Below are 26534 nucleotides of genomic sequence, written 5' to 3' on the forward strand. Positions count from 1 at the left end.
ATTACTCCGCCTCCGTCACGTTCAGCGGCGTGGACAGCGCGCTCTTGCGCAGCCCCGGATGCCGGTGCAGCTCGATGTAGCCGGCCTGCGCAGCCGGCCCGCGCTTCATCAGTTTCATCATGTAGTAGATACCCGTTCCGAATACGAGGAAATACACGACCACGAAGATCAGCAGCGACACGCCGACCTGTTGCGCGGTGAGCGGCGCGACCGAATCGACGGTGCGCAGCACGCCGTACACGGTCCACGGCTGCCGCCCGACCTCGGTCGTGATCCAGCCGGCCAGCAGCGCGACGATGCCCGACGGGCCCATCGCGACCACGAACCACTGGAACCAGCGCGTCTCGTACAGGCGTCCGCCCTTTCTCAGCAGCAGCCCGAGCAGCGCGGTCAGCAGCATCAGCATCCCGAGGCCGGCCATGATCCGGAAAGTCCAGAAGATGATCGGCGAATACGGGCGGTCCTGCGGCGCGAATTCCTTCAGCCCGCGGATCTCGCCGTCCCAGCTGTGCGTGAGGATCAGGCTGCCGAGGTGCGGCACCTGGATCGCATAGCGGGTGGTTTCGGCCTGCATGTCGGGCAGCCCGACGAGGTTCAGCGCGGTGCCGCCCTTCTCCGTTTCCCACAGCCCCTCGATCGCCGCGATCTTCGCCGGCTGGTATTCGCGCGTGTTCAGCCCGTGTGCGTCGCCGACGAAGATCTGGATCGGCGCGAGCACCAGCAGCATCCACAGCGCCATCGAGAAGCTGCGCTTCACCGGCTCGTCGCGGCGCCCCTTCAGCAGGTGCCACGCACCGCAGGCGGCGACGATGAAGCCCGCGACGATGAACGCCGCGATCGTCATGTGCGCGAGACGATACGGAAACGACGGGTTGAAGATGATCTTGAACCAGTCGACCGGCACGATGAGGCCGTTCTCGATCTTGTAGCCTTGCGGCGTCTGCATGAAACTGTTCGACGCGAGAATCCAGAACGTCGAGATCAGCGTGCCGACCGCGACCATCAGCGTCGCGAAGAAGTGCGCACGTGGGCTCACGCGCTGCCAGCCGAACAGCATCACGCCGAGGAAGCCGGCTTCGAGGAAGAACGCCGTCAGCACTTCGTACGTGAGCAGCGGCCCGGTGATGTTGCCCGCGACGCGCGAGAACCCGGACCAGTTGGTGCCGAACTCGTACGCCATCACGACGCCGGAGACCACGCCCATCCCGAAGCCGATCGCGAAGATCTTCGACCAGAACTGAAACATGGACTTGTAGGCGGCGTCGCCGGTGACGAGGTAGCGCCATTCCAGCACCGCCAGGAAGCTCGCCATGCCGATGCTGATCGCGGGGAACACGATGTGGAACGACACCGTGAATGCGAATTGCAATCGGGCGAGATGGAACGCATCGAAGATTTCCATGACCGTAATTTGCTCGTGGTTGTGAGGACGTACGCTCGAAGCAGGAAATCGCGCGACGGCTTGGCGACGACACATGGAACCCGAACGGCGGCTCGCACGGCATCGAAGCGTGAACGACGATATCGCGTTTGCAACGATACTCGCAATCAATCGAACGTGCGCTGAAACTGTGCTGCTTGCACCGCCGAAGATGTGTGCACGGAAAATAGTTACCATGCCGACGGGACGCTCAGCTGTACTGCTTTTCGTGTGGCGGCGCTGTATCCCGGGCGCACTGTTCACTCCACTTAACATGTTGTCCAACGCCTGCCAGCGGCGGTCGCGCGCCCTTCGCCGCCCGCCCGGCGGCGTCGATTCCCGTGGTTCGGCGCACACGCCGGGCCCGGCCGGCCCGCCGGCCGCCCCGCCCTGGAGAAACCTGCATGGAGTCCTGCATCCGCCGCGACGATCCGACCGGCAGCACCGCGTGTCGGGTGACGCGCCATCGCGCCGGCGACGCGCTCGACACCGTCGATCGCGTCGTCGACGAAACCCCGGTTGCGCTCGTGTTCAACGGCATCTCGCACACGGTCATGATGGCGACGCCGATCGATCTCGACGCGTTCGGCCTCGGTTTCGCACTGAGCGAAGGCATCGTCGAGCGCGCGTCGGACGTCTTCGACATCGAAAGCGAGTGCCGGCCCGGCAGCGCCGAAGTGCGGCTGACCGTGTCGCAGCAGGCGTTCATGGCGCTGAAGGCCCACCGCCGCGCGCTGGCCGGCCGCACCGGCTGCGGCGTGTGCGGCATCGAAAGCATCGCGCAGCTCGACCTGCACCCGCCGCGTATCGCAGCCGCCGGCACGGCCGCGGGCATCGGCGGCGACGCGATCGCGCGCGCCGCGCGTGCGTTGCCGGCGCGGCAGACGCTGATGCGCGAGACCGGCGGCATCCATGCGGCCGCGTGGTGCGATAACAACGGCGCCGTGCTCGACGTGTGCGAGGACGTCGGCCGCCACAACGCACTCGACAAGCTGATCGGGCAGCGCGCGCGCCGCCGCGCCGACCTGCACGCGGGTTTCGTGTTCCTGTCGAGCCGCGCGAGCTACGAACTGGTGCGCAAGGCCGCGCGGGTCGGCATCCCGATGATCGCGACGATCTCGGCGCCGACGGCGCTCGCGATCGACGTCGCCCGCGAAGCCGGCGTGCGGCTGCTCGGTTTCTGCCGCAACGACGGCTTCGTCGAATACGTGTCGCCCGCGGTCGCTTCCTTCAACTCACCGGCGCACCCGGCCCATTCGTCATGAAGCACCTGTCCGATTTCGATACCGCGCAGCAGCAATTCGCCGGTGCGTTCGCGCCGCTCGATCGCACCCGGTCCGTGCCGATCGCGCAAGCGGCCGGCCACGTGCTGGCCGCGCCGCTGACGGCCGTGCTCGACCAGCCGCCCGCCGACCATAGCGCGATGGACGGCTACGCCGTGCGTCATGCGGACCTCGCGCACGGCGAGCCGCTGCGTGTCGCGCAGCGCTGCTATGCAGGCGATACGCCGGCGCCGCTCGCGCCGCGCACGGCTGCGCGCCTCTTCACCGGCAGCCTGATTCCGCCCGGCGCCGACACCGTCGTGATGCAGGAGCATGCGCACGAACAGGACGGCGGTGTCACGTTCGACGTGCCCCAGCGCAGCGGGTCGCACATTCGCCGCCGCGGCGAGGAAGTGCGTGCCGGCGAGCTGCTCGTGCCGGCCGGCGTGCGAATGGGCGCGATGCACGTCGGCGTGGCCGCCGCGCAGGGGTTCGCGCGGATCGACGTGCGCGCGGCGTTGCGCGTCGGCATCCTGACGACCGGCGACGAGCTGGTCGCGTGCGGCGAGCCGCGCGCGCCGCAGCAGATCTACAACAGCAATGCGCCGATGCTCGCCGCGCTGGTCGCGGGAACCGGCGCCGACGTCGCGATGAGCGTGCACGCGGCCGATACGGCGGCCGCCGTCGATCGGGCGCTGCGCGACCTGCACGCGCAGTGCGACCTCGTGATCTGCGTCGGCGGCGCGTCGGTCGGCGACAAGGACCTGCTGCGCCCCACGCTGGCCGCGCTCGGCGCGTCGTTCGTCGTCGCCGGCGTGCGCATGAAGCCCGGCAAGCCGGTCGCGCTCGCACGGCTCGATACGCGGCCCGTCGTGCTGCTGCCCGGCAATCCGGGCGCCGCGATGACGACGTTCGCACTGTTCGTCGCGCCGCTGATCCGCCGCCTGCAGGGTCGCGACGCGTGCGTGCCGGTCGTGCCGTCGCTGCCGATCGACACCGGCTTCGAGCCGGATGCGCAGCGCGAGCGCTTCGTGCGCGTGCGCTGTACGGTGGACGCAAACGGTGCGCCCGTGCTCGATACGCTGCGTCAGCAAGGCGCCGGCACGCTGCAGTCGCTGGTGCAGGCAAGCGGGCTCGCGCGGCTGCCGGCCGGGCGCACCATCGCGCGCGGCGACGCGGTTCCGTACTACGAATTCGCGCGCTGGCTCGCATGAGCGTGAAGTCGACTCTCCACCCGATACGGCGCGTTCGCCTCACTCGCCGCGCCTGTCGCGCGTCCCGGGCGGCGAACTGTATTCCTGCGATTCGGGCGCGATTGTGTCTCTGCCGGCCCAACCCGGCGGACTATGCTCACGATGAGGCTCGTCACGACCTGTGCGCCGATACGTCGGCACACGCACGGCCGAGCGGCGACGCCCCTCCGCTTACTACATGCAGGCCGACGACCCGATCGTGAATGCCATCGTTTCCGCCGCGCCGGCCGCCGCCGTTTCATCCGGCGACGCATCGCCCGGTGCTTTCCTCCGCCCGTCCGACACGCTCGGCCGTCCGCTGCGCGACCTGCGCCTGTCCGTCATCGACCAGTGCAATTTCCGCTGCGGCTACTGCATGCCGCGCGAAAGCTTCGGCGCCGACTACGCGTTCATGCCGTCGTCCGAGCGCTTGTCGTTCGCGCAACTGGAAAAGATCGCCCGCGCGTTCACATCGCTCGGCGTCGAGAAGATCCGCATCACGGGCGGCGAGCCGCTGCTGCGCCGTCACCTCGAAGCGCTGATCGAACGGCTCGCCGCGCTGACGACCGTCGACGGCAAGCCCGTCGAAATCGCACTGACGACCAACGGCTCGCTGCTCGCCGCGAAGGCGCGCACGCTGCGCGACGCGGGGCTGTCGCGCGTGACCGTGAGCCTCGATGCGGTCGACGACACTGTGTTCCGCCGGATGAGCGACGCCGACGTGCCGGTGTCGCGCGTGCTGGCCGGCATCGAGGCCGCGCACGCGGCCGGGCTCGCGCCGGTCAAGGTCAACGCGGTGATCGAGCGCGGCGTGAACGACGACCAGATCCTGCCGCTCGTGCGGCACTTCCGGCACACGGGCGTGGCCGTGCGTTTCATCGAATACATGGACGTCGGCGGCGCCAGCTTCTGGTCCGGCGACAAGGTCGTGCCGGCCGCGCGGATGCGCGAACTGATCGACGCGCACTATCCGCTCGTGCTCGTCGGCGAGCCGGGGCACGACGCCACCGCGATTCGTTGCGCGCACATCGATGGAGCAGGCGAAGTCGGCTTCATCGCGAGCGTGTCGCATCCGTTCTGCGGCACGTGCTCGCGCGCCCGCGTGTCGGCCGACGGCCAGCTTTATACGTGCCTGTTCGCGACGCAGGGTGCCGACCTGCGGCCGTGGCTCGACGATGCGGCGTCGATCGCCGACCTCGCCACCGCCGTGCGCGAACGCTGGACGCGGCGCGACGACCGCTATTCCGAGCGCCGGGCCGCACGGCCGGCCCGCGCGCCGGGCAAGACCTATCCGACCGTGCGCATGTCGCTCGTCGGCGGCTGAAGGGCCGCCGCGCGACACCGGATGCGCCGCCTACTGGAGAACCTGTCATGACGACTTTCACCGAATCCCGCGCCGGGCTGCCGGACGATCCGCTGCATGCCGGCAACCCCGCGCCGCCCGTCGATGCGGCCGGCACTCAGCCCGAATCGGCGCCCGCGATTGCCGCCGGCTTCGAAGTACGCGTGCAGCATGCGCCGATCGACGCGGGCGCGGAGCTCGCACCGATCGTTCGCAATCCGAATGTCGGTGCGGTCGTGAATTTTCTTGGGGTGGTGCGCAAGGAAGGCGATGTCGACGACGTCGTCGCACTGGAAGTCGAGCATTACCCGACGATGACCGAACAGGCGCTGTGGAGCATCGTCGAGGAAGCGAGCGCGCGCTGGCGGCTCGAAGCGGTCAGGATCGTGCACCGCGTCGGCCGCATTCCGCTCGGCCAGCCGGTCGTCCTGGTCGTGGTGGCCGCCGCGCATCGCGCGTCCGCGTTCGATGCGTGCGAATTCCTGATGGATTTCCTGAAGACCCATGCGCCGTTCTGGAAGAAGGAGATTCGGCACGACGGGGAATCCGGGTGGGTCGAGGCAAAGGCGCACGACGACCAGGCGATGCGACGCTGGGGGTGATTGCGTTCGCTTCGTGTCTCCGATTCCGCTGTTCCTTCTGAAGACAATCCAATGAAACTGACGATCAAATACTTCGCAAGCATTCGCGAACAACTGGCAATCGATGAAGAAGCCGTCGAGATCGATGCCCGCGAACTCACCGTCGACGCGCTACGCGGCACGCTGGCCGCCCGCGACGCGCGCAGCGCGGACGCGCTGCGGATGGACCGCCCCGTGCGGGCGGCCGTGAACCTCGAAATGGTGACCGGGGACTTCGTCGTGCGGGAGGATAGCGAGGTCGCGTTCTTTCCGCCGGTGACGGGGGGATGACGCGACGCGCGGGGGTGTGCGCTTGCACACAGTCGTTTCGCCGCGCTCGATGCATCGAGCGCGTAACGGAAGCAGCATGAGTGGGTAACGAAGTGCGCCAAAGCGCCACGAAGAACCAAAAACAAAGCCGGCACGAGGCCGGCTTTGTCATCGAAACACAACGTACCGCCCGCGCCCCTTCACCGCATGCACGCCACGGCCAGCTTCCCGACCGTGATCACCGCCTGCTCGATCTCCGGCGACCACGGGCTGCTGTAGTTCAACCGGATGAAGTTCCGGTAGTTGTCCGTGATCGAAAACATGTAGCCCGGGCCGATCGTGATCCCCTGCTCCAGCGCAAGCTGGTACAACCGCATCGCATCGACCTGCGCCGGCAACTCGACCCACAGCACGTACCCGCCCGCCGGGCTCGACATGCGCGTGCCTTCCGGAAAGAACCGCGACACCATCGCGCGCATCAGGTTCGCCTGCTGCGCATACGCCTTGCGAATTCGCCGCAGGTGATGTTCGTAGCCGTCGCGCTCGAGAAACTCCGCGATCGCCAGTTGCGGCAACGACGGCGTCGCGAGCGTATTCAGGAACTTCAGCTTCTCGACCTGATCGCGATAACGGCCCGGCAGCGCCCAGCCGATCCGGTACGCGGCCGTCAGGCTCTTCGAGAACGACGAGCAATGCAGCACGATCCCGGTCCGGTCGTAGGATTTCAATGAACTCGGATGCGTATCGCCGAAATACAGTTCGTTGTATACGCCGTTCTCGATGATCGGCATGCCGGCCTTCGTTGCGAACTCAACCAGTTCGCGCTTGCGCTCGTCCGGCATCTGGAAACCCAGCGGATTCTGGAAGTTCGGCATCACCATGCACGCGGCGATCGGCTGCGACTTCGCGATCGCGGCCAGCGCCGCGATGTCGATCCCGTATTCCGGATGCGTGGCCACCTCGATCGCCTTCATCCCCATCCGCTCGATCGCGTGCAGCATCGCGTAGAACGTCGGCGATTCCACCGCGATCGTGTCGCCCGGTTTCGCGACCGCCTGCAGGCACAGGTTGATCGCCTCCGTCGCGCCGACCGTCACGATGATCTCGTTCGGGTCCACCGACATCCCGTTCTCCAGGTAGCGGCGCGCGATCTGCCGGATCAGTCGCGGATGGCCGGGCGGCAGCCCGTCGGTCACGCCCCACAGCGACTTGTCGCGGCCGGCCGCATACGCGTAGCGGTTCAGTTTCTCGAACGGGAACAGGCTCGGGTCCGGATACGGCGAGCCGAGCGGCACCGCGTCGTCCGTGCCGATCGAGCGCAGCGTCGACAGCACGAGCCGGCTCACGTCGACCGACGACGAGATCGCGATCGGCTTCGACGGCCGCAGTTCGCGCACCGGCGCGTGCCCGTCGTCGCGCCGCAGGTTCACGAAATAGCCGGACTGCGGCCGGCTTTCGAGCAGCCCGCGGCTTTCCAGCAGCAGATACGCATGCAGCACCGTCGTGATGCTGATCCGGTGCTGCTGGCTCGCCTGCCGCACCGACGGAATCCGGTCGCCATGCCGGTACACGCCCTGGCGGATCAGGCGCTCGATATCGTCCGCGAGTTTTTCATAGAGTTTCATCGTGCGTCTCCCGCCGACGCGCGCGGCCGCGCCGCCCCGCCGTGTGCGTCCGATACGCGCGTGTTGCTCGTGTTTCGCCCGCCGACCGGGCCGTCGTGATTCCTGATCTTCCCCTCCGGTTTTGCCTTTTCCATCGCGCTGGCTCTCTCTTGAAGATGCGCCGCCAGGGTTCCGGATCAACTGGATCTGCGGCACTGTGCACTTGATGGTTTGATCTTAAGAGAAGAACAGTTTGCGGCGGGTACACACATCGAACGCGCGAACAAGAGTACAGTTCCGCCGGAATCGCGCATCACGGGAAAACTGTACGTCTTATGAAATGGCCGGACGGTCGGTTGGCCGGCACGAGGCGGCCGGATCGGCCTGGACGCCGCCGTACCGGCGAGGCAATTGGGGGGGCACTACTGCAGGGCTTTCGTTGGGAGAGCCACACGATGCGGTCCACGATCGAACACGTAGCCGCGCGTAGCCGCACGTGCCAGATTGATGCGCACGCCGGGCCCGAGTTCCGCGCGGTCGACACGCGGGCGAAGGCACGCAGGATCTGGAGCCAGGCCCCGCGCTCGACAAGCTGCCGTCGGCCGTCGCGTTCGCGCAGCGCGACAAGCACTACAAGGCGCGCTTCAACCAGGACGTCGAGCTGTATGCGCCGTTCGCGTACGACGCCGCGCTCGCGATGATCGCGGCGGTTCGCAAGGCCGACTCGCCCGATCGCGGCAAGATCGTCGCGAGCCTGCCCGGCGTGTCGGTCACCGGCGTGACCGGCAAGATCTCGTTCGACGAGCGCGGCGACCTGATCAAGCCGCCCTACACGCTGTTCCGCGTCGAACAGGGGCAGTGGCACAGCATTCGCACGGTCGGCGGCGCGTCGAACTGATCGACACCGAGCAGCAGGCGGCAGGCGGCGTCATCGCGCCGCCTGCTGCCGCTGCACCTCCTGCGCTTTCATCTGCAGATACGCGCCCCGCTCCACTTCGTGCAGTTGCTGCGGATACTGCTCGGTCGCGTCGAACCAGCGCGCGAGGCGCTGGTCGATCGGCTTGTCGAGCGTCGCGAGATACGTGTCGATCGCAAGGTAGTAGCGCATCGTGTTGCGCTCCAGCAGCCCGCGCACGCCGCCGACGTACTGGGGCTGCCCGGCCGGCGCGGCGCCGACGGTCGTGAACCCGACCTTGTCGCTGCCGACCGTCGCGAGGTAGGTTTTCATCGCCATCCGTCCGACCGTGCCGAAACCGTACGAATACGTGAGGTGCAGGAACGTGCGCGACGCGCCGACCGGCACGGCCTCGAGCGCGATCCGGTAATCCTTCGTGCCCATCGGGCCGCTGTCGGCGGTCAGGTCGACCTGGAAATAATCGGGCGTCGCGGCCGCCACGCGATAGCGGAACTGCACGCGATAGGTGTCCGACAGCTTTTGCTCGATCTTGCGGCCGAGGTTCACGTCGAGCACCGGGCCGTTGCCGCCGCTCGACGCATGACAGTACTTGGTGTTCAGGTGCAGGATCAGCACCGCGCACCAGTTCGCGGGGCCTTGCGCGGGATCGTTGAGCTGGCCGTTCACGGCCGCGAACGGATAATCGACGACCGCATAGATGTCGCCCTTCAGCGACGACGATGCTTCCGACGATTCGAGCACCACGGGCCGGTGAAACGCGTTGTCCTTCAGCTGGGGCCCGAGGCTGCGGTAGCGGTCGAGCAGCGCGGCCGCGCCGCTCGCGCCTTCCGCGCCGAACGACAGCGCGCTCCAGCCGACACACAGGCTCACGACGAGCACATGCCATACGCGGCGCGCCGGGCGCGTGCCGCGCGTCAATGCGGATGTCTCCATGTTGGTACTCCCTGGCGCACGATGGTCGCGTGCATGTGTCACAGAATACGCCCGCCCGCCGCGTGGCGCGGCGCCGTATTCGCCGAACATCTTGCGGGCCGATACCGTACCGGCCGCCGCGATCTGCTCGACGATGAAATCGACCGTGCGCTGGCTCGACGCCATACGAACCCCCGGGATCGGAACACCGTCTGACCGGCGCCGATGCCGCGCCGTTCCACTCATTTGTCGATGCCGAACGCGCTCGACATCTGCCGCGCCCGCTTCACGTCGTCGCCATGCAGATAGATCGACGTCGTCGAGATCGACGCATGCCGCAGGTTGTCGCGCACCGTCGTCAGCTCCGCGCCGCGCGCCAGCGCGTGCGTCGCATGCGTATGGCGCATCCAGTGCGGGCTCGCCTGGCGCAGCTTGTGCGCGAGCGCCGGGTGGTCGGCTTCGACCGCAACGGCCGTCTGCGCGAAGAAACGCTGCATCACCTTCCACAGCCGCACGCTCGTGATGGCGGCCGCGTCGTCTTCCGCGAGGCTCGGAATCAGCGGCGTATCGGGCCGCCAGCGCGCCGGCGTGACCGGCAACCGGCGCGCGACCAGATAGCGGTCGAGCGCCGTGCGCGCGAGCGGCGGCAGCGCGACGCGCGCGGCCTTGCTGCCCTTGCCGATCACCTTCAGCCACGCGTCGCCGTGCGCGTCCGTCTCGATGTCGCCGAGCGTCGCGCCGACCAGTTCGCTCGCGCGCAGCCCGGTCGCATAGCCGAAATCGAGAATGAAACGCAGCCGTTGCGCGGCGGCCGGCGTCCAGCCCGACTGCGGCGCACCGTCGCCCGCGCGCTGGCCGAACTCGAGCCCGTCGGCGATCGTGCGGACCAGCAGCCACTCGCCTTCGGTGAACGCGTGCGACGTATCGAGCGCGGTCGCGCCGCGCGTGTCGCGCACCTTCACGCCCGCGAACGGATTCGCGAGCAGGTAGCGCTGCTCGATCAGCCAGCGGAACAGCGCACCGAGCACCGACAGCGTGTACGCCGCCGAGCGCGCGGACAGCGCGCCCGAGAACGGCCGCCAGTCGGGCGCGCCGCGCGGCCGCACGGGCCCGACCCAGCGCTCGTGCGGCGTCGGCCGCCGGATGAACGCGCGATACGCGAGCGCGTCCTCGGTCGTCAGCGACGACAGCGCGCGGCCGCGCTCGACGATCGCCCACAGGATCAGCCGCTCGGCTTCCTTCCGGTACGCGCGCCGCGTCGCGGCCGATTCGTGCAGCGACAGCCACGCGTGCACGGCCGCGTAATCGTTGTCCGCATCGAGCGTGCTGGTCGCGCGCGGCGCGCGGAACGTGCCGGCCGAGCCGTCGACTTCGTGCGGCAGCTTCAGGTGTTCCCACGGCACGATGCTGCCGCGCGGCGTCGCGGCGATCAGCGCGCGCGCCCGTTCGGTCAGGTCCGGATGCGCGGCGAAGAACGCGTCGATGCGCCGCGCACTGGCCATGCCGAGGCCCGCGATCGCCCGCCACCACTGGCGCCGGCGCGGAATCCGCACCGTCAGGTCGGCGAGCGTCGCGATCCCGTGCGCACGCAGTGCCACGACCGCGCGCGCCGGCAGCCACAGGCCGACGTCGTCGCTGATCTGCGGTGCCGGCGCGCGTGCATGGCGCAGTTGGGCGATCGCGTCGGTGGCCGCTTTCGCCTCCCGCAAACGCTCACCGTCCGCATGGCCGAGCCGTTCCGCGAGATCGGGGCGGCCAACCTGCCGCGCGACGCGCACGAGGCGACGGCGGATCGCGCCGATCACGCCGCGCGCCGAGCGCCCCGCGCCGAGCCGGTCGGGCAGGTAGCGTTCGACGGCCTGACGCACGGTCATGCCCGCGTACCACGCGCGCAGCGCGGCCAGTTCGTCGGCGTCGGGAAAGCCTGCGGGCGCAGGCGCGGAATCGGCGGAATGCGATGAAGCGAGGCGCGGTTTCATGGGCGCCAGTTTGACAGAAGCGCGCGCGGCCGGATACGTCGCGCGCGCCCTTCCGAACGGGACGATGCGCTGGCGCGACCCGGGCCCCCTCGGGCATCGCACCGGCGCATCGGATCGATCGAAAGGCGGTCAGCCCGTGACGACGGGTGTGCGCCGCACTTCCGACAGGTAAATGAGGATCAGCGACACCCACACGATTCCGTACAGGAACATGAAGCACGTCGTGCGCACGCGCAGCAGGTCGAGCAGCATGCCGAACAGGATCGGCAGCAGGAAGCCGCCGAGCCCGCCCGCGAGCCCGACGATGCCAGTCACGACGCCCATGTTGTCCGCGAAATCGTCGGCGACGTACTTGAAGGTCGACGCCATCCCGAGCGCGAACACCGCGCCGAGCACGAAGGTCAGCGCGACGAAGCCGGCCACCGGCATCGCGACGTTCAGCGTCGCGGTGCCGTCGATCGTGTGAATCACGAAATCGGTCGCCGGGTACGACAGCAGGAACAGCGCGATCCACGCGACCCACAGCCCCCACCACGTGACCGCGTGCGCGCCGAAGCGGTCGGACAGCGCGCCGCCGAGCGCGCGCAGCACGGAGCCCGGCAGCGAGAAGCCGGCAGCGAACGCGGACGCCATCACCAGCGACATCCCGTATTCGCTCTTCAGGTACTGCGGAATCCACAGCGACAGCGCGGTGAAGCCGCCGAACGTGATCGAATAGTACTGGCAGAGCCGCCACACGCGCGGGTCGCGCAGCACCTTGAACGAATCGAGCATCGATCCGCCGCGCTTGCCCGCCCCTGGATCGGGCGCCGACGCGAACCAGAAGATCAGCGCGGTGACGAGCAGCGCGACCGCATAGATGCGCGGCACGAAACGCCAGCCATACGCGTCGAGCAGCAGCGGCGTGACGAACAGGTTGACGGCCGCGCCGCACGTGCCCGCGCCGAACACGCCCATCGCGAGCCCGCGTCGCTGCGGCGGGAAAAACCGCGCGACATACGGCGTGCCGACCGCGAACGACGCGCCGACGCAGCCGAGGAACAGCCCGATCAGCAGGAACTGCCACAGCTGCGTCGCGTAGCTGACGACGTAGACGGGCACCGCGCACACGACGAGCAGCACCGTCATCACGATGCGACCGCCGAAGCGGTCGGTCCACGTGCCGAGCGGCAAGCGCATCAGCGCGCCGGTCAGCACCGGCGTCGACGTGAGCAGCCCGAACTCCGTGCTGTTCAGCCCGAGATCGGTGCGCAACTGCACGCCGAGCACGCCGAACATCATCCACACGACGAAACACACCATGAACGCGAGCGTGCTCGCGGCCAGCACCGACCACGCACGCAGCGGAACGGCCGGTGCGTTCACCACCCGCCCGGCATTACCTTGTTGAGTTGCCATACGCCAAACCCCGTTTCATTGAACCAGCGGCCCGTTCGCACCGTCGAATTCGACGCCTTCGACGCGTGCGCCGCCCGCGAGAATCGCCACGTACTGCCGGATCGCCTGCCGCCGCACGCGCGCCGCGAGGTACGCGGCGATCTGGTCGGCGGCTTCGTCGAACGGCACCGTGTCGCCCGGCACGCGGCGCTCGATGCGCACGATGTGGAAGCCGAAGCGCGTGTTGACGAGTTTGGGCAGCACGCCGGTGCCGTCGGTATCGAACAGCGCGGCCTCGAATTCCGGCACCGTGTCGCCGCGCAGCAGTTGCCCGAGGCTGCCGCCGACTTCCGCCGACGGGCAGTTCGACGACGCGCGCGCGACCGCTTCGAACGTATCGGGCGCGGCCACCACGTCGGCGAGCACCTGTTCCGCGCGCTGCCGCAGCGGCGCGAGCGGCACGCGGTCCGTCATCGCGAACAGCACGTGGCTCGCATGGACGATGTCGTCGCGGCGAAAGCGCGCCGGGTGCTGCGCGTAATAACGCTCGCAAGCCGCGCGATCGGGTTCGGGCACGTGCGTGAGTTCGCGTTCGAGCAGCGCGTCGACGGCCGCGTCGTCGAGCGGCGCGCCTTCGTCGAGCAGCGCCAGCGACACCGCGCGCTGCCGCAGCAGCTCGCGCACCGCGAGCGTGCGCCGCGCCGCGTCGAGCGGATCGGCTGCATCGTGGTAGTGCTCGGCTTCCGCCGAGATCGACGCAGCGTCGATCTCGATGCCGTTGACGATCAGCGGCATCGTCGCGACTTCGGAAAGAACCTCGTTCATGCTTTTTCCTCCTCAGCGCTTGCGTACGAGCTGGTACGGACGGATCAGGTACGCGATCGACGCGATCCCGCTCCAGATGTGCACCATCCGCGTGAACGGCGACACGAGGAAGATCGTGAAGCCGAGCAGGATGTGCAGCCGGTACGTGAGCGGCACGCCGACGAGCAGGCTCGCGATGTCCGGGCGGAACGTGACGACGCCCTTCACGTAGTCGGTGAGTTGCTCGAACATCACGCCGTCCATGTGGCGCGTCGACAGTACGACCGTGCCGAGCCCGAGCGCGAGCTGCGCCCACAGCATCAGCACGATCACGATGTCGGACGTGCGGCTGTTCTTGCGGATGCGCGCATCGCCCAGGCGGCGCCAGATCAGGATCGTCAGCCCGACGATCGACGCGACGCCGGCCGCGCCGCCCGCCACCATCGCGACCAACTGGTGCCCGGACGCCGACAGGAACGGCGACACGAGCCAGTGCGGCGCCAGGAAGCCCGCGAAGTGCCCGAGCACGACGACCAGCACGCCCCAGTGAAACAGGTTGCTGCCGAGCCGCAGCATCCCGTGGCGCAGCAGCTGCGACGAATCGCTTTTCCACGTGTACTGCTCGCGGTCGAAGCGGATCAGACTGCCGACCAGCAGCACCGCGAGACAGATGTACGGGTAGATCCCGAACAGGAACTGATGCAGGTAAGCGTTCATGTGTTTCCCCAGTTGGGCCCGCGCTTACGCGCCGCGGGCCGGCCGCTTGTCGTGGAACCGCACCGTCTGCTCCGCGGTCGCCGGTGTTGCAGCGCCGACGAAGCGCACGGCTTCGTCCGCATACGACGCGTCGAGCGCGCGGTAGTCGTCGGCGCTCGGCCGCTCGGCGGCGACGTCGTCGTCCGCGGCGGCCGGTGCGTCGACCGGTGCGAGGCCCGCCATCGGCAACAGCGCGCCGACGACGAAGCTGTAATGACTGCCGCGCTGCGCGAGCTGGCCGGCCACCGCGCGCAGTATCTCGCCGGTTTCAGCGAGCAGGCTGCGCGCATCGGGCGCCGGCAGCCGCGACAGGTATTCGAGGAACACGGGCAGATAGTCGGGCAGTTCGCCCGGGTTCAGGAACAGCCCGTGCCGCTCGTACATCTGCAGCAGGTCGACCATCGCCTGTCCGCGGTCGCGCGATTCGCCGTGCACGTGCTCGAACAGGTGCAGCGACGTCGCGCGGCCGCGATCGAACAGCGCGACGTAGTTCTCCTGCAGCGTCAGCAGGTCGCGCTCGCGCATGTACGCAAAGAACCGGTCGAGCCCGGCGCGTACCGTCCTCGGCAAACGCGCCGCTTCGCGCAGGTGCGTTTCGACCGAATCGAGCACGTCGACGAGCGCGTCGTCCGGATAGTCGAGCAGCGCGGCGAACGCCGCATAGGTCGGATCGGGTGCGGTGCTCATCGGGAGACCTCGCGGATCGGAATGGTCCGTGTGCCCTTCTCCTTCTTCGCGCTGAACAGGCTCGCCGACGACCGGCCGTCCGAACAGCCGTTGCCGAACGAGAAGCCGCACGACGCGCGCAGGTCGTACGCGTTCTCCGCATACTCGCGATGTGTGGTCGGGATCACGAAGCGATCCTCGTAGTTCGCGATCGCGAGATAGCGGTACATCTCCTCGACCTGCGCGAGCGACAGCCCGACCTGGTCGAGCACGGCGCGCGCGTCGATGCCGTCGACGTGGCGCGCGCGCATGAACGCGCGCATCGCGAGCAGCCGTTCGAGCGCGAGCTTCACGGGCGCTTCGTCGCCGGCCGTCAGCAGGTTCGCCAGATAGCGCAGCGGAATGCGCAGCGATTCGACGTCCGGCAGGTAGCCGTTCATGCCGAGATCGCCACTGTTGGCGGCCGCGTTGATCGGCGACAGCGGCGGCACGTACCAGACCATCGGCAGCGTCCGGTATTCCGGATGAAGCGGGAACGCGATCTTCCAGTCGATTGCCATCTTGTAGGTCGGCGAACGCCGCGCGGCGTCGATCCACGCGGCCGGCACGCCGTCGCGCTCCGCCTGCGCGATCACGGCCGGGTCTTCCGGATCGAGGAACAGCGACAGTTGCGCTTCGTACAGATCCTTCTCGTTCTCCGCGCTGGCCGCCTCGCTGATCCGGTCCGCGTCGTACAGCAGCACGCCAAGATAGCGAATGCGGCCCACGCAGGTTTCCGAACACACGGTCGGCTGGCCGGCCTCGATACGCGGATAGCAGAAGATGCACTTCTCGGCCTTGCCGCTCTGCCAGTTGTAGTAGATCTTCTTGTACGGGCAGCCGGACACGCACATGCGCCAGCCGCGGCACTTGTCCTGGTCGATCAGCACGATGCCGTCTTCCTCGCGCTTGTAGATCGAGCCCGACGGGCACGCCGCGACGCACGCGGGGTTCAGGCAGTGCTCGCACAGGCGCGGCAGGTACATCATGAAGGTGTTCTCGAACTGCCCGTAGATGTCCTTCTGCACGTTCTCGAAGTTGGTGTCCTTCGCGCGCTTCTCGAATTCGCCGCCGAGAATTTCCTCCCAGTTCGGCCCCCACTCGATCTTCTCGAGTCGCTGGCCGCTGATCAGCGAGCGCGGCCGCGCGACCGGCATCGCACGCGTGTTGCCGGCTTCCTGAAGATGCGCGTAGTCGAACGTGAACGGCTCGTAGTAGTCGTCGATCTCGGGCAAATGCGGGTTCGCGAAGATCTGCGCGAGCAACCGCCACTTGCCGCCGAGTCGCGGCTCGATCCTGCCGTCCGCGCGCCGCTGCCACCCGCCACGCCAGCGGTCCTGGTTCTCCCAGTCCTTCGGATAGCCGATGCCCGGTTTCGTCTCGACGTTGTTGAACCACGCGTATTCCATCCCTTCGCGGCTCGTCCACACGTTCTTGCAGGTCACCGAGCACGTATGGCACCCGATGCACTTGTCGAGGTTCAGCACCATCGCGATCTGTGCGCGTATCTTCATGACGTTTCTCCGGTGCGGACGTTCGACGTATCGGTCGCGGCTTCTTCGCCGTCGAGCCAGTCGACCCTGTTCATCCTGCGCACGATCAGGAATTCGTCGCGATTCGAGCCGACCGTGCCGTAGTAGTTGAACCCGTACGCGAGCTGCGCGTAGCCGCCGATCATATGGGTCGGCTTCAGCGCGATGCGCGTGACCGAGTTGTGGATGCCGCCGCGCGTGCCGGTGATCTCGGAGCCCGGCGTATTCACGATCTTCTCCTGCGCGTGATACATCATCACCATCCCGGACGGAATCCGCTGGCTCACCACCGCCCGCGCGCACAATGCGCCGTTCGCGTTGTAGCACTCGATCCAGTCGTTATCGACCGCGCCGATCGCCTTCGCGTCGTCCTCCGACATCCACACGATCGGCCCGCCGCGCGACAGCGTCAGCATCAGCAGGTTGTCCGTGTACGTGCTGTGGATGCCCCACTTCTGATGCGGCGTCAGGAAGTTCAGCACACGTTCGGGGTTGCCGTTCGAGCGCGTGCCGACCATGTGTTCGTAGCTGCCCGTATCGACCGGCGGCTTGTACGCGCACAGCGATTCGCCGAATGCACGCATCCACGCGTGATCCTGATAGAGCTGCTGGCGGCCGCTCATCGTGCGCCACGGCACGAGTTCATGCACGTTCACGTAGCCGGCGTTGTACGACACGTGCTCGGATTCGATCCCGCTCCACGTCGGCGATGAAATGATCTTGCGCGGTTGCGCCTGGATGTCGCGGAAACGAATCTTCTCGTCCGCGCGCGCGGCGGCCAGGTGCGTGTGATCGATGCCGGTGATGCCGGACAGCGCGCACCATGCCTTCACCGCCACTTCGCCGTTGGTTTCAGGTGCGAGCGCGAGGATCACCTCGGCCGCATCGAGTGCGGTGTCGATCCGCGGGCGCCCTTGCGCGGCGCCGTGAGCGACCTTGTAGTTCAGTTCGCCGAGCAGCTTCACTTCGTCTTTCGCATCCCAGCCGATGCCCTTTCCGGCGTTGCCGAGCTTGTCCATCAGCGGGCCGAGCGACGTGAAGCGCGCATACGTGTTCGGATAGTCGCGTTCGACCGCGACCACCGCCGGCATCGTGCGGCCCGGCACCGGTTCGCATTCGTCGCGCTTCCAGTCCTGCACGTCGAACGGTTGCGCGAGTTCGCCCGGCGTATCGTGCGCGATCGGCGCGAGCACGACGTCGCGCTCGACGCCGAGATGCCCGTCGCACAGCTCGGAGAAGCGCTTCGCGATCCCCTTGAAGATCTCCCAGTCGCTCTTCGATTCCCACGCGGGATCGACCGCCGCCGACAACGGATGGATGAACGGGTGCATGTCGGACGTGTTCATGTCGTCCTTCTCGTACCACGTCGCGGTCGGCAGCACGACATCCGAGTACATGCAGGTCGTCGACATGCGGAAGTCGAGCGTCACGAGCAGATCGAGCTTGCCGCGCGGCGCTTCGTCGTGCCACGTCACCTCCTCGGGACGCCGGCCGCCGGTCGCGCCGAGGTCCTCGCCCTGCACGCCGTGAGTGGTGCCGAGCAGGTGCTTCAGGAAGTACTCGTGGCCTTTGCCCGACGAGCCGAGCAGGTTCGAGCGCCATACGAACAGGTTGCGCGGGAAGTTGTCCGGTGCGTCCGGGTCCTCGCACGCCATCCGCAGCGCGCCGGCCTGCAACTGCCGCGCGACGTCCGCACCCGCCTGCGACGGGTCGCCCAGGCTCGCGCCGACCTTCAGTGGATTCACCGACAGCTGCGGCGCGGACGGCAGCCAGCCCATCCGCTCCGCGCGCACGTTGTAGTCGATCGGCGCGCCGTGGAACCGCGACTTGTCCGCAAGCGGCGACAGCAGCGCGGCCGGATCCATCGGGTCGTAGCGCCACTGGTCGGTATGTGCGTAGAAGAACGACGTCGCATTCATCTGGCGCGGCGGGCGGTTCCAGTCGAGCGCAAATGCGAGCGCGGTCCACCCCGTCTGCGGCCGCAGCTTCTCCTGGCCCACGTAGTGCGACCAGCCGCCGCCGGGCTTGCCGATGCAGCCGCACATGATCAACATGTTGATGATCGCGCGGTACGACATGTCCATGTGGAACCAGTGGTTGATCCCCGCGCCGATGATCACCATCGACTTGCCCTGCGTCTTGTGCGCGTTCTCCGCGAACTGCCGCGCGACCGAGATCACGTCCGCGCGCTTCACGCCGGTGATCGCTTCCTGCCACGCCGGCGTATACGGCAGATCGTCGTCGTAGCTCGCGGCCACGTCGCGCCCGCCGAGCCCCTGGTCGAGCCCGTAGTTCGCGACGAACAGGTCATAGACGGTCGCGACCAGCATGTCGCCGTTGCGCGTCGCGATGCGCCGCACGCCGATCCGGCGCGACAGCACGGACGCATGCTGCGTCGAGTTGAAGTGCGCGTGCGGCTGGTTGCCGAAATACGGGAACAGCACGTCGACCACGTCGTCGTGCGCGGCCGTGCACGACAACCGCGGCGACAGCACCGCGCCCTTCGACGTCTCGCCGCGCAGGTTCCACTTGCCCTTGTCGGCGTCCGCCTGTTGACCCCAGCGGAAGCCGATCGAGCCGACCGGCACGACGAACTCGCCGTTCGCGTCGTCGATCATCACGGTCTTCCACTGCGGATGCGCGGCTTCGTCGAGCGCGTCGTCGAAGTCGGATGCGCGCACGAGGCGCTCGGGCACGTAGCCGTCGCCGTGCGGCACGAGCCGCACGAGGCACGGCATGTCGGTGTAGCGCTTGCAGTAGTCGGCGAAATAATCGCTCTTCCCTGCAAGATGAAATTCCTTCAGGATCACGTGGCCCATCGCGAGCGCGAGCGCCGCGTCGGTGCCCTGCTTCGGGTGCAGCCACAGGTCGCCGAACTTCGCGCCTTCCGAGTAGTCGGGAAACACCGACACGACCTTGGTGCCGCGATAGCGCGCCTCGACGAGGAAGTGCGCGTCGGGCGTGCGCGTCTGCGGGACATTGGAGCCCCACATCATGATGAACGTGGAGTTGTACCAGTCGGCCGATTCCGGCACGTCGGTCTGCTCGCCCCAGGTCTGCGGCGACGCGGGCGGCAGGTCGCAATACCAGTCGTAGAAGCTCAGGCACACGCCGCCGATCAGCGACAGGTAGCGCGAGCCCGCTGCGTACGACACCATCGACATCGCCGGAATCGGCGAGAAGCCGACCACGCGATCGGGACCGTAGCGCGCCACCGTGTAGACGTTTGCGGCCGCAACGATCTCGTTGACCTCGTCCCAGCTCGCGCGCACGAAGCCGCCGAGCCCGCGCCGGCTCTGGTACGAGCGCCGTGCTTCATCGTCGTCGACGATCGAGCGCCATGCGTCGACGGGCGCGAGCGTGCGGCGGCGTTCGCGCCACAGCTTCACGAGCGCGCTGCGCACCATCGGATGCTTCAGGCGGTTCGCGCTGTACAGGTACCACGAGTACGACGCGCCGCGCGAACAGCCGCGCGGCTCGTGGTTCGGCATGTCGGGACGCGTGCGCGGATAGTCGGTCTGCTGGGTTTCCCAGGTGACGATCCCGCCTTTCACATAGACCTTCCACGAGCAGGAACCCGTGCAATTCACGCCGTGGGTCGAGCGCACGATCTTGTCGTGCTGCCAGCGCATCCGGTAACCGTCTTCCCACTTGCGGTCTTCGTCGGTGACGGCGCCGTGCCCGTCTGAAAAGCGTGGCCTCGTGGTGGAGAAATAACGCAATCTATCCAGGAAATGGCTCATGGGGATCTCGTTTTTCCGGTCTTTGGCAGACCCTGATTATTTAAGGAGGGGAAATGCTGGTTGTAAGGGACGGTCGGATTGGAATCAGTCCGCCTTCTGCATCCTTTTCGTCCGGCTCGGATGAATTGTCTTTCGGATAGACGTATCACAACTTGATACAAATCACGACATCGTTCATCGAGCTGCAACGTCCAGAAATAGGGACTGATAGTGTCGCCTGCTATGCTTCGCACGGCAGTGCCGCGTCCTGCCGGTTCGTTTTCCGTTGAATCGGGACATCGGACTCAACCGCATCGAATGGCATTGAACGAACGACGGTGTCATGCGGAATCGCCGGCCGGCAGCGGGCCGTTCATGGAAGACCGCGCAATGCGTTCGACCGTTTTACCGGCCGTCGGCCAATGACATCGCCACCAATAAGAACCGCATTTTCATGACATCACGCCTTTTCACTGCCTGTGTCGCAGCAGCGATCGGGTGCGCCGCCCTGCCCGCCGCCCACGCCCGCACCTACGTCCCGCCGACGGCGTCGTTCGGCAACGGGGCTTACGTTCATCGATTCGTGTTGCGCGACCCGGTCACGCAACGACCGCTGCCGAATGCGCGCTATCGGCTGTTCCTGCCGGACCAGGGCATCGCGGGGCTGCCCGGCAAATCGGCCGAGCACGACAACGTGATCTTCGGCACGACGGACGCGGCCGGCCGCACGGCCAGGATCCGGCTGCCGAAGTTCCATCCGGAGCAGCAGTGGGTGTTCAACCCGATCATCGGCGAAGGCGAGATGGGTCAATCGTTCCGCCTGGTCGATTCGTCCAGCGACGCGCCGCTCGGCGGCGTGCCGTACGTGCTGGACGTCCAGGACGAATATCTCGCGTGCGGCTATTCGGATGCCCGTGGCAATACCTACTACGCGCAATCGCGTACGCGTCGGAACATCAATCTCTCCACCAGCGTGCTGATCGCCCCCGACGACACCGACTGGTGCGCGGGCCCGGGCGCGGCCATCGCGAACGGCACGAACGCGCCCGGCACGCCGGACCTGTACACGCAATATCTCGGCAGCCTGATCGCCAACGGCAACCGGGTCGGCGGCGAATTACGGCAGCAGATCGTCGCCAAGCTGCTGTCGCTGGCCATCTCGGAACGCGACACGGCGCGTATCGCCGCCGTGCTCGACCTCGGCGGCATTTCCGACGATCACCTGAACGACGTCGGCTATCGGCTCGTCGACGCAGGCGTGGAAGTCGAGCGCGGGCTCGCGATGATCGACGCGTATCTCGCGAAGCAACCGGCGGATGCGTATGCGCTCGACAGCAAGGGCTGGGCGCTGTATCGCGTCGGCCGCCACGACGAAGCGCTCATGTGGTTCGACCGCTCGATAGCGACCTTCGCGGCGGACGGCGACGAAGCAAGCGCTGCACGCGAAGCGCATGCGACCGCGCTGGCGCACAAGGGCGAAGTGCTGTGGAAGCTGGGGCGCCAGGATGAGGCGCGCGACGCGTTCGCGCAGGCAGGGAAGATTCAGCCGGAGAGCACCGAGCTGGCGCAAACGTTGAAGCGGCTGATGATTGGGAACGGGCAGGACGGCCCGAACGCGCCGTCGACGACAAGCGACTAGGCGACATCGCGGCGGCGTAACGGCTGTCGCCAGTCGTCGCGGAACCGTCGACGAACGTGCGCCGCCGCCCCGCCCGTGCGGGTCACTCCTCGCCTTTCGGCCCCGGGTTCAGCATCACGACGAAGCCCGCGACGCCGACGATCAACGCGAGCGCGCCGCCGCGCAGCGCCGTCGCGGCATCGAACAGCAGGCCCGTCACGACGGCCATCATGCCGGCGAGCGACACGAACACGGCGATCGCCGCGACGACGATCCGGTACTGGCGGCGTATCATCGCGCGCGCCGCGTCATGCCGCGGCCGCTGCGGCCGCCGCGTCGGCGTCGTCGCCGCGAATCAGCAGCACCGGGCACTTCGAGCCGCGCACGAAACGCTCGGCGACGCTGCCGAGCAGCACGCGCCGGATGCCGCGCCGCCCGTGCGTACCGACCACCGCGAGATCGATCCCGTGCTCGTTCACGTAGCGTTGCAGGCGTTCCGCGACGTCCTCGCCGATGCTCTCGGTCTCGACGAGTTCGGCTTCGCCCTTCGCGCCGGCCAGCGCGATGATCTGTTCGGCTTCGCGCAGCACCTTGCGCCCGTCGTCGCGGATTTCCTCGACGAGCGCGTGCGGATCGAGACGGCCCGCATACGTAAACAGCACCGACTTGTCGACCACATACACCGCGTTGACGGGCGTGTCGCCCGCCAGCGCCACCTTCACGGCTTCGGCGAGCGCCTGTTTCGACGAAGCGCTGCCGTCAACGGCCACCATGATTTTCTCGTACATGCGAACCTCGCTGGGGTGAGTTGCCGCACGCGCTGTCGCGTGCGGCCATGCCACCATCATCGGCCGGCGGCGGGTCCGGATGTTGACGGCGGTCAAGCTCCGGCGCTACCGCCGCATGCGGCAAAGCGACGCGACGGGAAGCGGCCGGCTTGCGTTGTCGCTCAGCCCCCGAACCGGGCAGGCGATGCGGACGCCGCTGCCCTTTCGAGCGCCCATCGCGCCGAAGGCGCTATCATCGACTATGCGACTTTCGTCCGGCCCTTTTTTGCCGGCCCCACTTTCAACTCGCTCAACCGACATGACAACGACTACCGAACGCGTGGACGGCGCCGCCCAGCATCTCGTCGCCGCCCGCCATGCCGGCTCGCCCGGCCCGCTGTTGCCCGATGCACTGCGCCCCGACGACATCGACACCGCGCTCGCGATCCAGCAGCGCGTGGCCGATCTGCTCGGCGAACCCGTTGGCGGATGGAAATGCGCGCTGCCGCCGCCCGATCGCGTGATCCTCGCGCCGATCTTCGCGTCGACGATCCGCGAAGCCGATGCGCCGTACCGCGTCGTCGGCGGCCCGATCGTGCGGATCGAGCCGGAAATCGCGTTCGTGCTCGATCGCGACCTGCCCGCGCGCGCGCAGCCGTATGACGAAGGCGACGTGCGCGCGGCGATCCGGGAAGTGCGCATCGTGCTCGAGGTACTCGGCTGCCGCTATGCGGAACCGGCGCGCGCATCGAAGTTCGAGCTGCTGGCCGACGGGCAATTCAACCAGGGGCTGTGCGTCGGCCCGGTCGTGCCCGACGGGCTGAACGTGCCGCTCGCGACGCTCGCGCTATCGTTCGAAGGCGCGCTGAACCGCACGATCGACGGCCGCCATCCGGACGGCGATCCGCTGAAGCCGCTGGTATGGCTCGTCAATTTCCTCGCGTCGCGCGGCGACGCGGTGCGCGCCGGCCAGATCGTGACGACCGGCTCGTACGCGGGCGCGATCGACGTGCCGCTCGGCGATGCGCTGACGGTGCGCTTCGGCGAGCTCGGCAGCCTGTCGGTGACGCTGACCGCTTGACGGGTCAGGTCTCTTTCTCGCCCAGACCGCCATGTCGCTGACACCGCTTCCCGCCCTGCTCGACGCCATCCTGCGCGCCGTCGCGCGCCGTTACCGGCTGCCGCCGCTCGAGCGCGCGTCGTCGCTGACCGACGCGACGAATCCGGCCACCGCGCTGGCGATCGTGATCGAGGAAGCGCGCAGGATGCGGGCGGACGGCCACGCGCCCGGCGCCGACTTGCGGCAGCGCTTCATCGATGCGCTCGCGCGGATGATCCGCGACGCGATGGATCCGTCATCCGGCGATCCGTCGTTTCAGGCGTCGGTGCTGCGTCACGATGCGCCGAACGTGCGCGAATACGCGTCGTTGTCCGCGCACGCCGAGCAGGACCGGCGCGCGCTCCACTCGGCCGTCAATGCGATCGCGCACCCGGCCAAGCTCGAACGAAGCGCCCAGGCCTGGCAACGCGACGGCCTCGCGCGCCTGCATGCGGCGGCCACTTCGGCGTCGTGGGCCGAGCTGCACGCGGCACTCGCGCATCTGCTCGCACTGCCCGAGATGGCGACCGACGCGGCGTTCGAGCAGGACATCGTCAAACTGAAGGACAGCCCCGCGCTCGAACGCATGCTGCGGCTCGATGCGCTGGCCGCGGACGAGGACGTCCGTCGCTACCGCGCGCTGTGGGTCCGGCAGGGGCCGCTCGTCGGCAGCACGGTCGCCGTCGCGCAGGGCGTCGCGTCGCAGCAGCGCGGCGCGGCCGTCGAAGCGCTGGCGGCGCAGGCGCTCGACGCACTGGCGCGCAGGCTCGACGCGGTGGACGAGCAGCGCACCTACCGCGTCGTCACGTCGATGCGCGTGCCGTCGTCGATCCCGGGCCGGCACGACCGCGCGAAAACCGAATGGGATGCGATCCTGCTCGAACGCGCGCGCGGCAACGACCCGGCGCCCGCGTGGAACGTGCGCTTCCTCGTCGAGGCGAAGGCGTCCGCGGATGCCGCGACGACCGATCTGCCGCGGCTGCTGCGCGGCCTGACCCTGCTCGCGCAGGCGGCCCCCGACACGGTCTATGCGTTCGAGACGCACCAGGGCACGGTACGCGTGCATGGCGCATCGCTGCATGCGCTGACGACCGACGAAGCGGCGCTGCCCCGCGAAGTGCTGTATTGCTGCGACGCGTCGGCGGATGCGACGCCGCGGCTGCTGAGCGCCGCGAGCCGGATGCAGCTGCTGTCCGCGCAGGCGAGCCTCGAATACGCGAGCGTGTTCGCGCAACGGCCGGATGCCGATCCGGACGGCCTCGGCGTCATCTGGCACGCGCTGCTGACCCTGCCGCAATGGCAGGCCGTGCTGCATCAGTACCCGTCGTTACGGCAGGTGCGTGAGCTGATGGTGGCCATCGACGACTTGCGCGCCGCGCTGGACGAGATGGACGACGGAGGCATCGCCAGCAGCGTGTGCGCGTGATGCGCGAATACAGCCGGCCGCCGCACGGCGCTCGCGCATGGACCGCTCAGTTGGTGAGCACCCCGAACGGCAGCGTCCACCCCGCCAGCCGGCCGCCGTCGCCCCAGCGCCCATCGGTCGCACCGCACGGCAGCAGGATCGGCGCGGCCGCGCACTCGAGCGTCTCCTTCGGCGTGTGGCCGAATTCCGCCTTGAACAGCCGGTGGAAATACTTCTCGTCGGGAAAGCCGTGCGCCCACGCGATTTCCGCGATGCGCTGATGCCGGCGCTGCGGATCGCCGAGCACGTGATACGCGTGACGCAAGCGCCGCCGCGTGATCTGCCGCATCACGCCGCCCTCTTCCTTGAACAACTGATAGAGCCGCGCCCGCGATACGCCGATGTCGCGGCAGATCCGTTCGGGCGTCAGATCCGGCTCCAGCAAATGCACGTCGATGTAGCGACGCACGCGGTCGACCAGCGCATGCTCGATCGGGCCGCGCGCGTCGTTCAACGCCTGCGCGGTCGGCGACACCGCCGCGGCCAGCAGCAACAGCATCGCTTGCACGATGCTCGGCACGTCCTGCATGCGAAGGTTCGGCAGGTTCCGGAACAGCGACAGCATCTGATCGGCGACCAGCCGGCCCACGCCGCTCGTCAGCGTCTGGCCGTGCATCTGCGCCGCATGGCTCGGTAGCAGGTAGCGGGGCACGACGAGGCTGATCACGTCGCCGGCCTCGACCTTGCAGTCGTTGATCTGCGCGACGTCGTAGACGAACAGGTCGCCGGCGCCCTTGATCAATTCGGGGCCGCCGGTATGGCTCGCGAGCCGACCGCCGAGCAGCAACGTGAAGCGGATCGAATCCTGCCCGTCGAGCCGGATCCGCCGGGGGGTGCGGCGAACCGTATAGGTCGGCGCGCGCGAGTGCCAGTGCCGGCCCGACAAGATCAGCGGGCCGAGCGCCGCGCCGCTGGCTTCCGCGTCGCACGGGCCGTGGCCGCCGTCGTCGTCGAGGCGATAGTCGCACAGCATGTCCTTGACCCAGACGTGGAACCGGTCCGGCTCGGGGTAGTCGATCGTGCGGAACTTGAAAACAGGGACAAATGCAGCTTGATCCATGACAGTTTTTTTATCGAACCGGCGGGCAGGAAAGAATCGGTTCGTCGATTATCGGACCAAATTGCGCGGGCG

General features: G+C 68.0%; 21 protein-coding genes and 1 pseudogene. 9 read left to right on the forward strand and 13 right to left on the reverse strand.

The window, feature by feature from the left end; translation table 11 throughout:
- Position 1: 1 nt before the first annotated feature.
- Positions 2-1402, reverse strand: a complete 1401-nt coding sequence (locus tag JYG37_RS32835) for a cytochrome ubiquinol oxidase subunit I (RefSeq protein ID WP_050014043.1) — start codon at positions 1400-1402, stop codon at positions 2-4.
- 422 nt (positions 1403-1824) lie between these two features.
- Here JYG37_RS32835 and fdhD point away from each other — a divergent pair, with 422 nt between their 5' ends.
- The 5 genes from fdhD (at position 1825) to moaD (ending at position 6167) form a co-directional block, all read left to right on the forward strand.
- Positions 1825-2685, forward strand: coding sequence for a formate dehydrogenase accessory sulfurtransferase FdhD (fdhD, locus tag JYG37_RS32840; protein WP_050014044.1), 861 nt, complete (start codon positions 1825-1827; stop codon positions 2683-2685).
- Positions 2682-3896 carry a molybdopterin molybdotransferase MoeA gene (locus JYG37_RS32845; RefSeq protein WP_213346733.1) on the forward strand — a complete coding sequence of 405 codons (1215 nt, stop codon included), beginning with the start codon at positions 2682-2684 and terminating at the stop codon, positions 3894-3896. The genes fdhD and JYG37_RS32845 overlap by 4 nt, the downstream gene beginning before the upstream one ends.
- Positions 3897-4113: 217 nt before the next feature.
- The gene (gene moaA, locus JYG37_RS32850; RefSeq protein ID WP_050014046.1) at positions 4114-5238 is read left to right on the forward strand and encodes a GTP 3',8-cyclase MoaA; all 1125 of its coding nucleotides are present in this window, start codon (positions 4114-4116) and stop codon (positions 5236-5238) included.
- Positions 5239-5285: 47 nt separating this feature from the next.
- Positions 5286-5858, forward strand: a complete 573-nt coding sequence (locus JYG37_RS32855) for a molybdenum cofactor biosynthesis protein MoaE (protein ID WP_050014047.1) — start codon at positions 5286-5288, stop codon at positions 5856-5858.
- Between the two features lie 51 nt (positions 5859-5909).
- Positions 5910-6167 (forward strand): molybdopterin converting factor subunit 1, encoded by a 258-nt coding sequence (gene moaD / locus JYG37_RS32860; protein WP_050014048.1) that lies wholly within the window; start codon positions 5910-5912, stop codon positions 6165-6167.
- Positions 6168-6346: 179 nt separating this feature from the next.
- Here moaD and JYG37_RS32865 read toward each other — a convergent pair whose 3' ends face one another.
- Positions 6347-7771, reverse strand: a complete 1425-nt coding sequence (locus JYG37_RS32865) for an aminotransferase-like domain-containing protein (RefSeq protein WP_089490305.1) — start codon at positions 7769-7771, stop codon at positions 6347-6349.
- A 520-nt stretch (positions 7772-8291) separates the two neighbouring features.
- Between JYG37_RS32865 and JYG37_RS32870 the strand changes: the two are divergent.
- Positions 8292-8648 (forward strand): annotated as a pseudogene (locus tag JYG37_RS32870) (ABC transporter substrate-binding protein); the annotation flags it as partial.
- Between the two features lie 30 nt (positions 8649-8678).
- Here JYG37_RS32870 and JYG37_RS32875 read toward each other — a convergent pair.
- From JYG37_RS32875 to JYG37_RS32910, 8 genes are all read right to left on the reverse strand, one after another.
- Positions 8679-9599, reverse strand: a complete 921-nt coding sequence (locus JYG37_RS32875) for a hypothetical protein (protein WP_176016246.1) — start codon at positions 9597-9599, stop codon at positions 8679-8681.
- A gap of 221 nt (positions 9600-9820) precedes the next feature.
- The gene (locus JYG37_RS32880) at positions 9821-11557 is read right to left on the reverse strand and encodes a site-specific integrase (RefSeq protein WP_050014167.1); all 1737 of its coding nucleotides are present in this window, start codon (positions 11555-11557) and stop codon (positions 9821-9823) included.
- Between the two features lie 129 nt (positions 11558-11686).
- Entirely contained in the window at positions 11687-12955 is a 1269-nt protein-coding gene (locus tag JYG37_RS32885; RefSeq protein ID WP_050014166.1) for an MFS transporter, read from the reverse strand.
- Positions 12956-12970: 15 nt separating this feature from the next.
- Entirely contained in the window at positions 12971-13759 is a 789-nt protein-coding gene (locus JYG37_RS32890; protein WP_050014165.1) for a peptidylprolyl isomerase, read from the reverse strand.
- Between the two features lie 12 nt (positions 13760-13771).
- Complete coding sequence (gene narI / locus JYG37_RS32895; protein WP_050014164.1) at positions 13772-14455, reverse strand: respiratory nitrate reductase subunit gamma; 684 nt, start codon at positions 14453-14455, stop codon at positions 13772-13774.
- A 24-nt stretch (positions 14456-14479) separates the two neighbouring features.
- Positions 14480-15181, reverse strand: a complete 702-nt coding sequence (narJ, locus tag JYG37_RS32900; RefSeq protein WP_050014163.1) for a nitrate reductase molybdenum cofactor assembly chaperone — start codon at positions 15179-15181, stop codon at positions 14480-14482.
- Positions 15178-16713: a nitrate reductase subunit beta gene (gene narH / locus JYG37_RS32905; RefSeq protein WP_089490303.1), complete on the reverse strand. Its 1536-nt coding sequence runs from the start codon at positions 16711-16713 to the stop codon at positions 15178-15180. The genes narJ and narH overlap by 4 nt, the downstream gene beginning before the upstream one ends.
- Entirely contained in the window at positions 16710-20474 is a 3765-nt protein-coding gene (locus JYG37_RS32910; RefSeq protein WP_089490302.1) for a nitrate reductase subunit alpha, read from the reverse strand. Before JYG37_RS32910 ends, narH begins: the two co-directional genes overlap by 4 nt.
- A 562-nt stretch (positions 20475-21036) precedes the next feature.
- On the opposite strand from JYG37_RS32910, the gene JYG37_RS32915 reads away from it, so the two are divergent.
- Positions 21037-22092: a tetratricopeptide repeat protein gene (locus tag JYG37_RS32915; protein WP_249746094.1), complete on the forward strand. Its 1056-nt coding sequence runs from the start codon at positions 21037-21039 to the stop codon at positions 22090-22092.
- A gap of 82 nt (positions 22093-22174) precedes the next feature.
- Here the strand turns inward: JYG37_RS32915 and JYG37_RS32920 are convergent, their stop codons facing one another.
- Positions 22175-22366: a DUF2964 family protein gene (locus JYG37_RS32920; protein ID WP_027786097.1), complete on the reverse strand. Its 192-nt coding sequence runs from the start codon at positions 22364-22366 to the stop codon at positions 22175-22177.
- Positions 22367-22379: 13 nt separating this feature from the next.
- Positions 22380-22859 (reverse strand): universal stress protein, encoded by a 480-nt coding sequence (locus tag JYG37_RS32925; protein WP_050014160.1) that lies wholly within the window; start codon positions 22857-22859, stop codon positions 22380-22382.
- A gap of 298 nt (positions 22860-23157) precedes the next feature.
- Between JYG37_RS32925 and JYG37_RS32930 the strand changes: the two genes are divergently transcribed.
- The gene (locus tag JYG37_RS32930) at positions 23158-23919 is read left to right on the forward strand and encodes a 2-keto-4-pentenoate hydratase (RefSeq protein ID WP_050014159.1); all 762 of its coding nucleotides are present in this window, start codon (positions 23158-23160) and stop codon (positions 23917-23919) included.
- Positions 23920-23950: 31 nt separating this feature from the next.
- Positions 23951-25363: a hypothetical protein gene (locus JYG37_RS32935; protein ID WP_050014158.1), complete on the forward strand. Its 1413-nt coding sequence runs from the start codon at positions 23951-23953 to the stop codon at positions 25361-25363.
- A gap of 46 nt (positions 25364-25409) precedes the next feature.
- Here the strand turns inward: JYG37_RS32935 and JYG37_RS32940 are convergent, their stop codons facing one another.
- The gene (locus JYG37_RS32940) at positions 25410-26462 is read right to left on the reverse strand and encodes a helix-turn-helix transcriptional regulator (RefSeq protein ID WP_213346737.1); all 1053 of its coding nucleotides are present in this window, start codon (positions 26460-26462) and stop codon (positions 25410-25412) included.
- Between the last annotated feature and the right edge of the window lie 72 nt (positions 26463-26534).

Origin of the sequence: Burkholderia sp. LAS2 (genome assembly GCF_018417615.1) — a bacterium.
Lineage (GTDB): Bacteria > Pseudomonadota > Gammaproteobacteria > Burkholderiales > Burkholderiaceae > Burkholderia > Burkholderia sola.